13 protein-coding genes are annotated in these 13,184 nt (G+C 74.1%); 5 read left to right on the top strand and 8 right to left on the bottom strand.

Annotated features, from left to right (window positions below; genetic code table 11):
• Positions 1-76 precede the first annotated feature (76 nt).
• The 5 genes from IF30_RS0103910 to IF30_RS0103890 all read right to left on the bottom strand — a co-directional run bounded on the left by IF30_RS0103910 (position 77) and on the right by IF30_RS0103890 (position 5,549).
• Positions 77-1,126 (bottom strand): family 2 encapsulin nanocompartment cargo protein polyprenyl transferase, encoded by a 1,050-nt coding sequence (locus IF30_RS0103910; RefSeq protein ID WP_030231960.1) that lies wholly within the window; start codon positions 1,124-1,126, stop codon positions 77-79.
• A gap of 229 nt (positions 1,127-1,355) precedes the next feature.
• Entirely contained in the window at positions 1,356-2,774 is a 1,419-nt protein-coding gene (locus tag IF30_RS0103905) for a family 2B encapsulin nanocompartment shell protein (RefSeq protein WP_030231957.1), read from the bottom strand.
• A 352-nt stretch (positions 2,775-3,126) separates the two neighbouring features.
• The gene (locus tag IF30_RS0103900) at positions 3,127-3,672 is read right to left on the bottom strand and encodes a methylated-DNA--[protein]-cysteine S-methyltransferase (RefSeq protein ID WP_324605605.1); all 546 of its coding nucleotides are present in this window, start codon (positions 3,670-3,672) and stop codon (positions 3,127-3,129) included.
• A gap of 188 nt (positions 3,673-3,860) precedes the next feature.
• Positions 3,861-4,094, bottom strand: coding sequence for a hypothetical protein (locus IF30_RS0103895; protein WP_030231950.1), 234 nt, complete (start codon positions 4,092-4,094; stop codon positions 3,861-3,863).
• A 183-nt stretch (positions 4,095-4,277) separates the two neighbouring features.
• Positions 4,278-5,549 carry an MFS transporter gene (locus IF30_RS0103890; protein WP_030231947.1) on the bottom strand — a complete coding sequence of 424 codons (1,272 nt, stop codon included), beginning with the start codon at positions 5,547-5,549 and terminating at the stop codon, positions 4,278-4,280.
• 201 nt (positions 5,550-5,750) lie between these two features.
• Between IF30_RS0103890 and IF30_RS0103885 the strand changes: the two genes are divergently transcribed.
• Positions 5,751-6,560: a hypothetical protein gene (locus IF30_RS0103885; RefSeq protein WP_030231945.1), complete on the top strand. Its 810-nt coding sequence runs from the start codon at positions 5,751-5,753 to the stop codon at positions 6,558-6,560.
• Positions 6,561-6,599: 39 nt separating this feature from the next.
• Here the strand turns inward: IF30_RS0103885 and IF30_RS0103880 are convergent, their stop codons facing one another.
• The 3 genes from IF30_RS0103880 to IF30_RS50135 all read right to left on the bottom strand — a co-directional run bounded on the left by IF30_RS0103880 (position 6,600) and on the right by IF30_RS50135 (position 9,688).
• Positions 6,600-7,433, bottom strand: a complete 834-nt coding sequence (locus IF30_RS0103880; protein ID WP_051709252.1) for a serine/threonine-protein kinase — start codon at positions 7,431-7,433, stop codon at positions 6,600-6,602.
• Positions 7,430-9,469: an ABC transporter ATP-binding protein gene (locus IF30_RS49045; protein ID WP_234322585.1), complete on the bottom strand. Its 2,040-nt coding sequence runs from the start codon at positions 9,467-9,469 to the stop codon at positions 7,430-7,432. The genes IF30_RS0103880 and IF30_RS49045 overlap by 4 nt, the downstream gene beginning before the upstream one ends.
• A 90-nt stretch (positions 9,470-9,559) precedes the next feature.
• Positions 9,560-9,688 (bottom strand): hypothetical protein, encoded by a 129-nt coding sequence (locus IF30_RS50135; RefSeq protein ID WP_267884497.1) that lies wholly within the window; start codon positions 9,686-9,688, stop codon positions 9,560-9,562.
• 537 nt (positions 9,689-10,225) lie between these two features.
• On the opposite strand from IF30_RS50135, the gene IF30_RS0103860 reads away from it, so the two are divergent.
• From IF30_RS0103860 to IF30_RS40940, 4 genes are all read left to right on the top strand, one after another.
• Positions 10,226-10,657 (top strand): hypothetical protein, encoded by a 432-nt coding sequence (locus IF30_RS0103860; protein ID WP_037898943.1) that lies wholly within the window; start codon positions 10,226-10,228, stop codon positions 10,655-10,657.
• Positions 10,644-11,495 carry a class F sortase gene (locus IF30_RS0103855; protein WP_234322576.1) on the top strand — a complete coding sequence of 284 codons (852 nt, stop codon included), beginning with the start codon at positions 10,644-10,646 and terminating at the stop codon, positions 11,493-11,495. The genes IF30_RS0103860 and IF30_RS0103855 overlap by 14 nt, the downstream gene beginning before the upstream one ends.
• Before the next feature lie 360 nt (positions 11,496-11,855).
• Entirely contained in the window at positions 11,856-12,719 is an 864-nt protein-coding gene (locus IF30_RS48555; RefSeq protein ID WP_199807819.1) for a hypothetical protein, read from the top strand.
• Positions 12,716-13,184: response regulator transcription factor (locus IF30_RS40940; RefSeq protein ID WP_030231934.1), on the top strand; the 469-nt coding region annotated here is incomplete at its 3' end. The genes IF30_RS48555 and IF30_RS40940, both read left to right, overlap by 4 nt.

Below are 13,184 nucleotides of genomic sequence, written 5' to 3'. Positions count from 1 at the left end.
GGGCGGCGCGCAGGTGCCGGGACACGGCGGAGTGGGAAGTCGGCCGGCCCGACTTCCCACTCCCTCACCCCGGCATTCAGTGCGTGCGGCGGGTCACCAGTTCGGCGAGGGCCAGCAGCTCGTCGGCCGCGGCCGGCTCCGGGACAGCGGCGGCCAGTTGCGCCATCGCCGCGGCCATCCGCTCGCAGGACTGGCCCTGCGCCCAGCCGCGCCCCCCGGCCCCGTCGACGGCGGCCGCGCACTGGGCCAACTCCTCCGGGGTCAGCGGGCGTTCGATGGCGTACAGCTCGGACAACCGCTTGCCGTCGACCGTGCCGGAGCCGAGCGCCGCGACCACCGGCAGCGACTTCTTCCGGGCGACCAGGTCCGCGCCGACCGGCTTGCCGGTGACCGCGGGATCACCCCAGATGCCGATCAGGTCGTCGATCAACTGGAACGCCAGGCCGATCTCCCGGCCGAACCCGTCCATCGCCTGCGCCGCGTCCTCGGACGCGCCCCCGTACAGGGCGCCGATCGCGCAGGCGGCGCCGAGCAGGGCCCCGGTCTTGGCCTCCGCCATCGCCAGGCACTCGGGGAGCGAGACGTCGTTGCGCTGCTCGAAGGCGCAGTCGATCTGCTGGCCCTCGCACAGCTCGACCACGCAGTCGGCGAGCCGCCGGATCGAGCCCTGCGCGGCCGGGTGGGCGTCCTCGGCGAGCAGGCGCAGCGCCAGAGAGTGCATGGCGTCTCCGGCCAGGATGGCCTCGGTGGTGCCGAACACCCGCCAGGCGGTGGGGCGGTGGCGGCGGGTGTCGTCCCGGTCGATGACATCGTCGTGAAGCAGGGTGAAGTTGTGCACCAGTTCGACGGCGGCGGCCGCGGCTGCGGCCTGGCCCGGCGTGCCGCCCAGGGCCTGGGTGGCGGCGAGGACCATGGCCGGCCGGATCGCCTTGCCGGCGGGCGCGGTGGCCGCGGTGCCGTCCGCCTCCCACCAGCCGAAGTGGTAGCCGGCGACCCTGCGCATCGTGCCGGGCAGCGAGTCGACGGCGGCCCGCATGACCGGGTCGACCAGCGCGCGGGCGCGGGCGAGGATGTCCGCCGCCTCGTGCCCCTCCTTGTGGTCCCGTTCCAACGCCTGAGTCGTCATGGGTCTCTCCCCCCTGTGGCACCTGTCATGGATGGCCCGGCACGGACGGGCCGGTGTTGCGCTCTGGTGTCGGGCGATGGCCGGAGGCGGGCGCCGGGCACGCCCGTAGGAGTCGGGGCATGCCCGTGCGCGGCGGAGCCCGCCCGTACGCGCCGCGCGGCCGGGTGCCGGCCGGATGTCGGTCGGCGCCCCGGTCGGGCGGCACGGATCCGGCGGCCCCGGTGTGCCGTCAGCGGTGCGCGATGTCCACGTTCTCCAGCACGCCGACCGCGTCCGGCACCAGGATGGCGGCGGAGTAGTAGGCGCTCACCAGGTAGGAAATGATGGCCTTGTCGTCGATTCCCATGAACCGCACCGAAAGGCTCGGCTGGTATTCGTCCGGAATTCCGGTCTGGTGCAGGCCGATGACACCCTGGTTGTCCTCGCCGATTCGCATCCCGATGATCGAGCTGGTGTCACCGACGACCGGGATCTTGTTGCACGGGAAGACCGGCACCCCGCGCCAGGCCATGATCTGCTTGCCCTCGACCTCGACCGTGCCCGGGTAGATGCCGCGCTTGTTGAGCTCCCGGCCGAACGCCGCGATGGCCTTGGGGTGGGCCAGGAACAGCTTGGTGCCGCGACGGCGGCTGAGCAGTTCGTCCATGTCGTCCGGGGTGGGCGGGCCGGAGTGGGTCTGGATCCGCTGGTCGTACGCGGCGTTGCTGAGCAGGCCGAACTCGGGGTTGTTGACGAGCTCGTGCTCCTGGCGCTCGCGCAGCGCCTCGATGGTCAGCCGGAGCTGGTGCTCGGTCTGGTTCATCGGCTGGTTGTAGAGGTCGGCGACGCGGGAGTGCACCTTGAGGATGGTCTGCGCCACGCTCAGCTCGTACTCGCGGGGCTTGAGCTCGTAGTCCACGAAGGCGCCGGGCAGCTCGTACTCGCCCACGTGGCCGGCGGAGAGGTCGATCGCCGCCTCGCCGTACTTGTTCTGCGCCTGCTGGAAGCCGTTCAGGTACTCGATGACCTGCAGCTGCAGCGCCTCGGAACGGTCGTGCAGCTCCTGGAAGGCGGGCCGGGACAGCGCCATGACGGTGCCGGACGTCGCCGCGCGGACGGTGTAGGGCCAGGTGCCGTCGTCCTGCGGGAGCGCCTCGTCGCCGAGGTGGTCGCCGTCGGCCAGCGTGCCGACCACCGCCTCCTCGCCGTACTTGCCGGTGCCCAGGCGGTCGAGCTTGCCGTGCGCGATCAGGAAGACCTCGCCGATCGGCGCGCCGGCCTCGACCAGGACGTCCCCGGCGGCGAAGTCCCGCTGCACGAAGCGGGAGGCCAGCTCCGCCAGGACGGCCTCGTCCTGGAAGCCGCGCAGCACCGGCACCTCGACGAGCGTCGGCGGGACCACCCGCACCTCGCTGCCCGTCTTGACGAAACTCACCCGGCCGCGGCCGACCGAGTAGCGCAGACGGCGGTTGACCCGGTAGGTGCCGCCGGAGACCTGCACCCACGGCAGCTTCCTGAGCAGCCAACGCGGGCTGATGCCCTGCATCTGCGGCGCGGACTTGGTGGTCGTGGCGAGGTTCCGCGCGCCCGCCGTGCTCAGACTCTGCTGCTGCCGGATCTCCGACTGCGCACCAGGCACTGGAATACCGGCATTGGTTTCGGTCGACATGAGGGGAGCCCTTCGCATACCCGGTGCCCGATGAAGCGTCATCTTGCGCAGTCGTGCTGCAGCTTCATGGTGGGCCCGTTCGGGGGCGACCCGCAATCACTCGTACGAGTGGTTCTAAACAACCGAACAAATAGTACGACTAGTTCGTCTGATCGATATCCGTTCGACTATTCATTCGAAAACACCGGGACGTTCCGGAATTCCCCCGCCCCATCCAACACCATCGGCAGTCCGGCCGGGGCCGGGCGAAGGATGATCGGGCGGACGGGCAGAAGGGTGGACGGGGAGACGGGTGGACGGGCGGACGGACGGGCGGACGGGGCGGGACCGGCGGAAGGACGGAGAACCGCCCTCACAGCGGCCCGTCCCAGTCGAGCGTCGGCTCCAGCACACCCTCCAGGGTGAGCAGCCAACGCTTCACCTCGATGCCGACCCGGCCGCCGCCGAAGCCGCCGAGCCCGTCCGCCGCCACCACCCGGTGGCAGGGCACCAGCAGGGCGACGGGGTTGGCGGCCATCATCTGCCCCACCGTCCGGGCGGCCAGGCCGGGCTCCGCAACGTCCTCGAACACGCCGCTTCGGGCGGCCAGTTCGCCGTAGGTGATGGTCCGGCCGTACGGCACCTCGCGCCAGAGCGTCTGCAGGACGGCCCGGTGCGGGCCGGAGCTCAGGCTCCAGTCGATCGGCAGGCCCAACTCGCGGGTGCGGCCCGCCAGGTAGGCGCCGATCCGCTCGGTGACGGCGGCGGCCTTCGACTCGTCGGTGCAGGGCGGCGCCTCGCCGTCGGGCCCGCCGTAGCCGGCCGCCGCCACGCCGAGCGGCGTCACCGCGATGTGCATCGGGCCGCTGGGCAGCGGCGTCGGCACGGTCAGCCAGGACATCGACCAGGACTGCGGCACGCTCGGGCCCCCACCCTCCGCCGGACCGGCCGCCGGCCACCCCGGCACCCGGAGGGCGTCCCCGCCCCGCCCGTCATCGTACGGCGGGCGGTCGGCGGGACGGCCGGAGACCTCGGGGCGGCCGGGGCGGCCGGGGCGGCGGTCGGGGACCCCGGGGCGGTCCGTGCCCCGGGACCGGGCGACTCCGGTCAGAGCCGCCCCTTCAGCTGGGTGGAGAGCGCCTGGGACCAGTGCGCCAGTTCGGCGCGGTCCGGGGACCGGCCCTCGCAGAGCAGCGAGAGCTGCGCGTCGTTGATCCGGTTCGGGCCCGGGATCTCCAGCAGGTACGCCAGCTCGGCCAGGACCGTGGCGAGCCGCTCGGCGTCCGCGTGGTCCAGGGTGACCGCGGATTCGTGGTGGCTGATGGTGAGCGAACCGGGCATTGGTCGACCTCCTCCGTCACCCCCGCACCCTCCACGGTACGACCGGGTCGGCCGCCCCGCCCGCCGCGGAGGCGTGCGTGCGCGGGTGGGGCAGCCGGTTGCGCTCCGGGGCCGGCCGGGTGCGGTGCGCGGTGGGCCGCACCGGGGGCCGGGGGTGCGCCCCGAAGCCGTCCGAGGGGTTGGTCAGCTGTCCGGGCCTTCCTCCCAGCGGCGCTGCCGCACCGCCGGTACGGCCAACACTACGGCCCCGGCGGCGAGTTGCCAGACAGCCCCGAGGAGCAGCACGGTGTCCGCGCCCCACCGGCCGGCCAGCGGACCGGCCACGGCCAGGCCGAGCGGGCCGAGGGCGAAGGAACCGAACACGCCGAAGGCGGTCAGCCGGCCGAGCAGTTCCGCCGGCACCCACTTCTGCGTCGTCGTGCTGTACAGCGTCCCGCAGACCGCCGAGCCGCCCCCGGCCACCAGCGCGCCGGCAGCCACCCAGGGCAGCGCCGCGCCCGCCGCGAGCGCCCCGGAGGGCAACGCCCACCCCAACGCCGCCACGGACGCCACCGCGAGGGGGCGGGCGGGCAGACGGCCGAGCATCAGCAGACCGCCCAGCACCGCGCCCGCGCCGTACACACCCATCACCAGGCCCCAGGCTCGGGCTCCGCCGAGGTCCCGCTGCGCGGTGAGCGGGCCGAGCACCAGGAAAGGGGCCCAGACCAGCAGGTTGAACAGGCCCATCTGCGCGGTGGTGATCCACAGCCACGGGCGGGAGGCGAACTCCGACCAGCCGGCCCGCAGTTCCCGGACCATCGACCCGCCGCCGGCCGCCACCGCCGCCCGCCGCGGCAGCCGCAGCCCGGCCAGCGCGATCACGCCGATTCCGTACGTCACCGCGTCGGCCAGCAGCACCACGGCCGGCCCCCAGGTAGCGGTCACCAGGCCGGCCGCGGCGGGGCCGACCACGGTCGACACCGAACGGGACAGCCCCAGCAGGGTGTTGGCGTCCGCCGCCAGCTCCTTGCGGCGCACCAGGTCGGGCACGATCGCACCGAAGGCCGGCATGAACAGCCCCTCGCCGACCCCCCAGGCCGCCACCAGGGCGGTCATCGCCCACACCGGCGCGTGCCCGACCGCCAACAGCGCGGCGAACAGCGCCTGGACCAGGCCGCGCAGGACGTCCGAGCCGAGCATCGACCGGCGGCTGCCGAACCGGTCGGTGATCACCCCGCCGGCCAGCAGCACCAGCACCACGGGGAGGATCCGGGCCGCCATCACCCACCCCAGGTCGGTGCCGCTGCCGCCGCCGTCGAGCACGGCGAAGGCCACCGCCACCGGCGCCATCGAGGAGCCGATGAGCGAGGTCGTGTACCCGAGGAAGAACCACCTGAATTCGCGCTCGCCCAACACGGCGAGACGGTCTCCCAGCCGCCTTCGGGGGGCCGGGATCCGTTCGGTCTGCAAGGCCATGGGCAGCAAGTCTGGGTTCGAAGGCGGCGGGGTTCAAGGGTTTCCGGGAAAAAACCTGAGCCTTTCGGAATCAATTTAGGGATCCGCCCGACAACCGCAGTAAATCGCCTCGATCAGGCCGCCCCACCTGCTATTTACTGCGCGATCCGGCTATTCTGTCCGAGCCTTGGGAGGATCCGTTTACTGCGGAAGTGGGAAATCGTGGCAGAGACAACGGCAGGGCCCCCACCGGTCGAGTACGCCGTCGCCGTCGAGCACTACCTGGCCGCCGCCCGGCTCGCCGAAGGCTCCCGGCGGATCTACCGCATCGCGCTGCACACCTGGGCCTGGGCGCTCGCCGACCGGCCCGCGCCCACCGGCCCCGGACGGCGGCGCGCCCGGCCGCCCGTCCTGCCGCTCGCCCTGCTCGACCACCCGGACACCGCGGGCCGGCTCCGCGCCGCCGTCGCCCGACGCGGCGCCGACACCGACCCCCGCACCCTCAACCGGGAACTCTCCACCCTGCGCGCGGCCGCGGCCTGGTGGCGTGCCCGCGGCTGGATCGACGGCGACCCCACCACCGGCCTGCGCCCGCTGCCCCCACCCGGCCCCACCGCGTCCGCCGCCCCCTTGACCCCCGACGAGCTACGCGCCCTGTTCGCCCTGCGAGCCCCACTGCGCGAACAGACCCTCTGGCACCTGCTGCACGAATCCGGCGCCCCGATCGAGACCGTCCTGGCCCTGGACACCGACCACCTCGACCTCGCCCACCGCCGCGTCCGACCAGGCCACACCCCCGTCCACTGGCGGTCCGGCGCCGCCCGCCTCCTCCCCCTCCTGATCGTCGGCCGCGCCACCGGCCCGCTCTTCCTCACCGACCGCCGCGCCCCCACCGGCACCCCCGCCCACGACCGCTGCCCCCACACCGGCCGCGCCCGCCTCTCCTACCGCCGTGCCGCCGAACTCTTCACCAGCCACACCGGGAAGCTCGGGCCCGGCTGGACCCTCCGGCAGCTACGGGCGGCGGGTTAGCGGCCCCGGGGCCCGGTGCCCCGGCCATGGCGGCACCGGTCAGTCCTCCGCCGGCCAGTCCTCCGCCGGTGGCGCGGCGCGGCGGCTCCGGGGAAGCAACCGGTCGAGCGAGCAGGCGAGTCCGGAAAGGGTCGGGCGGTCCTCGGCGGCGGGGCGGAGACAGGTGTCGATGGCCTCGGCGAGGGGGCGGGGGAGGCGGCGGAAGCGGGTCACCGGAGGTGTCGGGCCGGTGGGTTCGCCGTCGAAGGGCACGGTGCCGGTGGCCGCCTCGTAGAGGGTGATGCCGATGCCCCAGACGTCCGTCGCCGCGGTGAGGAGGCCCCCGGCGGCCTGTTCGGGGGCGAGGTAGCCCTCGGTGCCGATGCCGGGGGTGCCCGGGCCCGGAGGACGCGCGATGCTGAGGTCGAGCACCTTGGCGTGGCGGCAGTCGATCACGATGTTGGAGGGCTTGAGGTCGAGGTGGAGCAGGCCCTGCCCGTGCAGGTAGTGCATGGCGGAACAGAGGTGGAGTCCGAGCAGGGCCAGGTCGGTGGCGGCCGGGCGGCGCGGCCGGACGTCCAGCAGGTGGGCGAGGGTTTCGCCGGTGAGGGTCTCCAGTACCGCGTACGGCTGCGGGCGTTCGCCGGTGCCGTAGCCGCGGACGAGGTGCGGGTGGGTGAACTCGGTCAGCCAGCGGCCCTCGCGAAGCAGGCGTTCACGCAGTCGGCGTTCACGGCGGCGGTCGGAGCGGAGCACCTTCACCACACAGCGGCAGTCCCGTTCCTCGCTCCAGCAGTCGTAGACGTCGAGCCAGCCGGTGCGGCACAGCTGGGCCAGGGCCTGGTAGCCGGGGGCGATGGACTCCCCGGCGGGGACCGGCTGTCGGGGCCTCATCGGACCGCTCCTTGGTGTGGCGGCCGGGGCCTCTGGTGTTGCCGGTCCGGCTGGTCCGGCTGGTGTCTCGGGTGTGGCTGGTCCGGCTGGTCCGGTTGGTCCGGTTGGTCCGGTTGGTGTGGCTGGTCCGGTGTGTGCGGCTGGTGCAGCCGGGCGAGCCGGGCGTAGCCGTCGTCGCAGGCCAGCAGTTCCTCGTGGGTGCCGCAGGCGGCCACCCGGCCGCCGCGGAGCAGCACGATCCGGTCCGCGTTCCGTACGGTGAGCAGGTTGTGCGAGATGATGATCGTCGTCCGGCCGTTCATCAACCGCCCCAGCGGCTCCAGGACCCGCTGCCCGGACTCCGCGTCCAGGCCCGTGGTCGGCTCGTCCAGCAGCAGCACCGGCGCGTCCCGGACCATCGCCCGGGCGATCGCGATCCGCTGCCGCTGGCCGCCGGAGAGCAGGCCGCCGTGTCGGCCGACCAGCGTGTCGTAGCCGTCCGGCAGCCGGCTGACGAACTCGTGCGCGTCGGCGGCCTTCGCAGCCGCGACGATCTGCGCGTCGGTCGCATCCGGCCGCCCGTAGGCGATGTTCTCCCGCACGGTGCCGTGGATCACCAGGGTCTCCTGCAGCAGCACCGCGATGTGCTCCCGCAGGTCGGCCACGGCCAGTTCGCGCAGGTCGACGCCGTCCAGCCGGACGGCTCCGCGCTCCGGGTCGTAGAACCGCAGCAGGAGTTTGGCGGCCGTGGACTTGCCCGCCCCGCTCTCCCCCACCAAGGCGACCGTCTCGCCCGGCTCGGCGTGGAAGGACACGTCGAACAACGCCACCCGGGTCGTGTCGGGATAGCGGAACCACACCCCGTCGAAGTCCACCGCGCCACGGATCCGGGACGGGCAGCGCGGCCGGAACGGCTGGGAGTCCTGGGAGTTCTGGGAGCTCTGGGAGCTCTGGGAGGGCCGGGACGGCTGTGCTGGCTGGGGCGGTTGGGACGGGCTCGGCGGGCTCAGCGAGCTCGGCGGATCGGCCACCTGCGGGCGCTGGTCGAGCAGTTCGATGATCCGCTCGGCGGCGGCCGAGGCGGAGTAGAAGCCGTTGCTGAGCCGTGAGATCCCCCGGATCGGGCTGTACAGGCGGCTCAACAGAGCGACGAAGACGAGGAGTTCGCCGAGGGTCAGACGGCCGTTGGCCAGTTCCCAGGCGCCCAGCCCGAGCACGGTCAACGCCCCGACCAGCTCCAGCAGTTCCACGATCGGCGCGAACAACGCCCTCAGCCGGGTCGCCGCCATCGTCGCCCGGAACCGCGCCAGGCTCTCCCGGCGGAACCGCTCCTGCTCCCAGTCCTGCCGGTTGTACGCCTGCACCAACGCGATGTTGCCCAGCGTCTCCTCGGCGAGCGCGCTCACCGAGCCGCTGCGCCGCCGCCGCTCCCGCGACGCGGCCTTCACCAGCACCGAGAAGCGCCGCGCGGTGAACCAGAACACCGGCGCGACGACGAGGGCCACGGCGGCGAGGTCCCAGCGCAGGTAGAACAGCACGCCCAGGAAGACGGCCAACTCGGCGACGTACGCGACCGCGTCGATCACGCCAGAGAGGAGGAAGGTCTCGACCGCCTCGACGTCCGAAGTGAGCCGCGACAGCACGTCGCCGAGCCGCCGCCGCTCGAAGAAGCCCAGGGAGAGCCCCTGCAGGTGCCGGAAGACGTCGGTGCGCAGCGCGAGCAGGAAACGCTCGCTGACCCAGGCCGACGTCGTCTCGTCGGCGAAGCGCAGCCCCCCTGCCACCAACGTCAACCCGGCGTACCCGAGCGCGATCGGCAGGAACAGGTCGAGCCTGCGCGGCACCAGCACCTCGTCGACGACGACCTTGAACAGCCAGATCGCGGTCGCGTCGACCACCGGCCCGAGCAGGACGAACCCCAGCAGCAGGACCAGCCAGCGCCGACCCCCACGGGTGTAGGGCCAGAACCGCCCGAAGACCCGGCGCAACGGGACGGGCGGGGCCGGCTCGACGACCGGATCAGCCCGGCCCTCGCCGCCGTCCCCGTCGACGGCCATCAGCCGCCGCAGCGACCACACGGTACGTGTCCAGACCCTGGGGAGTGGCCGGGTCGACGAGGACCCGGCCCTGACAGGACGGCGAAGCCGTCAGTGCCCCGACTTGGTTCCACGACGGCGGCGACGGTCGTTCGTCTTCGTGTTCCTGGTCTCCTTGCCGGTTCCGGTCCGCTTGTGCGGATGCCGCATCGCCGGCACCAGGTTGGCCAGCAGGCTCATCACTGCCACCTTTCTGTGGTCCGATCTGTCCTGCCCCCCACTCATGGGTACGCACCGGGGGCCGGGGGTGCTCACCGGACATCGGGTTTCCGGACGGCGGCGCGGCGGCGGGGCGGGGCGGGCAGCGGGGCGGCGGGGTGCGGCGGGGTGCGGCGGGGTGCGGCGAGGGATGTTACGCAGCCGATGGACGGCCGTGACACAGCCGGTCGAAGACCGCGACACGGCTCTCCTACCGTCAGGTCAACGCCCCGGCCGGACCGGCTGCACCGGACCCACCGGCCGCACCGGGTCCACCGGGCCGGGGCGTCCGCGACGAGGACTTACGCGTCCGGCGCCGACGACGAACGTCCGCGACCGCAGCGCATCACGCCGCGTCACGCTCCACGACGTCCCCGGACGACGGGGTCCGCGACGCCGCACGTGACGCGATCGACCCCGTACCGACGACCGACGTACCGAGGTACCCGCGTACGGACACACCCGCATGGCGACGTACCGACGTACCGACGTACCACCGATGCAGATGGAGACCACCGCATGACCAGGAGCCGTACCGATCGCTCGCCCGCCCGCCGCGTCCTGGCGGTCTGCGCCCTCACCGGGGCCGCGCTGCTGACCGCCATGACCGGCGGACAGGCCTGGGCCGACGGCGCGCCGAAGCCCGTCGCCTCGCCGGCCGCCCCCAGCGCCGCGCCCACCGCCACCCCCACCCCGGCACCCGCCGCCCCCAGCGCCGCGCGTACCGCCGCCCCGGCACCGGCCGCCCCCAGCGCGGCCGCGCCGCAGGCCCCCAGCGGCACCCAGCCCCAGGTCCGTGAGGTGCCCAAGGGCGCCGCGCAGGCGGGCGACGGCTCCGGTGCCTCCGACAGCTCCGGCCTGATGCTCGCCGGCGGCGGCGCCGTCGCGGCCGTCGGCGCCGCCGCGCTGGGCTTCGCCGTTCTGCGCCGCCGCTCCGGTGCGCGCGGCTGACACCGGTCCCGAGTCCGCCGGGCACCCCGGCGCCGTTCCCCCGCACCCGGCCAGTGCGGGGAACGGCGCCGGGGCCGCCCCGACGGCGGGGACCGTCACCGGCCGCCGAAGGCGCGACAGCCGGTCCGGCCACGGGCCGACGAACCGGCGCGGACGGCGCCGCGCCGCCAAACCCGGCCCGGGTGCCCTGCGCCGTACGGCCTTCGGCACGGCGGGCCTGCTCTGTCTGGTGCTCGGCGTCTCCCTGGCGCTGTCCGGCCGGGAGACCCCGGTGGTGCGGATCGAGGCTTCCGGACACGGCAGCAGCACCGCCGACACCCCGCCGCCCGCACCGGCCGACAAGGCCGTCGGACCCACCGGCGGCCCTGCGACCACCGCCACCAAGCCCCTCCCGCCCTCCCCGCCGACGCGGCTGCTCATCCCCTCCGCCGGAGTGGACGCACCGGTGACCGGCCTCGGACTGAACGCAGACGGCACCGTGCAGGTGCCGCCGGCCGACCGGGGCGACGAGGTGGGCTGGTACCGCAACGGCCCCAGCCCCGGCGAGACCGGGCCGGCCGTCCTGATCGGGCACTACGACACCGTGCACGGCCCGGCGGTCTTCCGGCAGCTGCCGAAACTGCGGCCCGGCGAGCTCGTCCGGGTCGGGCGGGCCGACGGCAGCACCGTGGACTTCAAGGTCCGTACACTGCTCCAGGCCGCCAAGGACGGCTTCCCCACCGAGCAGGTCTACGGCAACACGCCCGCACCCGCGCTGCGGCTGATCACCTGCGGCGGGCGGATCGGCTCGGACGGCCACTGGACGGACAACATCATCGTGCTGGCCGACCCGGCCTGACTCGTCCCGGCCCCGGCCCACCCCTGCTTTCCCCCTGCTTCACCCTGCTTCACCCTGCTTCACCTGCCGTCACTCATCCTGATCCGTCCCGGTGGCTCCCGGCGGCGCCGGTAACTCCCGATGGAACCCCCGACCGCCGTCCGAACGACCTAACAGCGGGGCCCGGGCGGTCGAGGGTCGGCTGCGGCGTCGCACGCCGACCCGCACTCCGGGTCGCTCGGCCGCTCGGTCTCCGGGGTTCCGGGGTTCCGGGCTTCCGGGCTTCCGGGCTTCCGGGCTTCCGGGCTTCCGGGCTTCCGGGTCTACGGATCTCCGGATTTCCGACCGCATCACCACAGATCAGGAGGACGAGCACCGACCGTGGCAACACCACCCGTACCGCGCCGCCGTCCCGGCGCCGTCCCCGTGGCGGCCCTGGCCGGTCTGCTCGTCCTCCTCACCCTCGCCGCGCTGGCCTTGGGCAGCTCCACACCCGGTGGTTTGCAGGACCAGGGCCCGGTAAGAACTGTCACGCCGCCGCCCGTTCCCCAGACGCTCTGGCCGGGCCTGGACGCTTCACCGGCCCCGACCCCGCCCGCCACCGGAACCGGCGCCGGTGGCACCACCCAGCAACCGCCGCAGCCCGTGCCCGGCGTGACCGTCCCCGGGCAGGGCGTCACCGCGCTCGACCTCCGCGCCGTCCTCGCCAACGACCCGGCCGTGAGCACGGAGGAACGGCTGGCGCTGGGCTCCTGCAGCGGCTGCGAGGTCCGCAGCCCCGAGTTCCGCGACCTCACCGGGGACGGCCGGATCTCGCTGATCACGGCCGTCATCACCCCTGGCCCCGTGGTGCTGCACGTCTACACCCCCGCCGAGGACCGCCTCCTGCCCGTCCTGCGGGTGCAGGTGCAACGGACCTTCAACGCCGAGACCATCGGCTCCGACCTGTGGCTGTACGAGTCGACCGGCCTCTACGTCCGGACCAGCAGCCACTACCAGTGGGACGGCGCCAGGCTCGTCCTGCTGGAGCGGAAGGACGAGGGCCTCGGCGTGCTGCCGCCCACCGGCCCGGACCCGGCTCAGCCCGACAAGGCCACGAAGTCCGCCGCCCCGGCCGCCCCGCCGGCTCCTCCGACCGCCACCCCCTCCGCCGGCGCGGCCGCCCCGTCCCCCCGCGCGCCCCGGCCACCCTCCCAGTCCTCCCAGCCCTCCGCCCCTGCCGTGTCCCCGGAGCCGAAGCGATGACCCCCGCGACGCACCCCGCCGCCGCCCCCGCCCACCCGCACATCCTCCTGGTCGAGGACGACGAGGTGATCCGCGAGGCCACCCGGATGGCGCTGGAGCGCTACGGCTTCCCGGTCAGCACGGCCGCCGACGGCCTGGAGGGGCTGGAGGCCTTCCACGCCGTCCGGCCCGACCTGCTCCTGCTGGACGTCATGCTGCCGCTGCTCGACGGGGTCGGCCTCTGCCGCCGGATCCGCGAGGAGAGCCAGCTGCCGATCCTGATGATGTCGGCGCGCACCGACCCGGTGGACGTCGTCTCCGGGTTGGAGGCCGGTGCGGACGACTACGTCGTCAAGCCCTTCGAGAGCGCCGTGCTGGTCGCCCGGATCCGTACCGTGCTGCGGCGCATCCCGGTCGCCCCGGTGGCCCCCGCCGCGGCGCCGCCGTCCTCCCCGCCCGACCCGTCCTCCCCGTCCTCCCCTCCCG

The sequence above is a fragment of the Streptomyces sp. NRRL S-350 genome (assembly GCF_000719705.1).
GTDB lineage: Bacteria > Actinomycetota > Actinomycetes > Streptomycetales > Streptomycetaceae > Kitasatospora.
The sequence above is the reverse complement of the archived record's forward strand: the minus strand, read 5'-3'. Positions and strand labels throughout refer to the sequence as shown.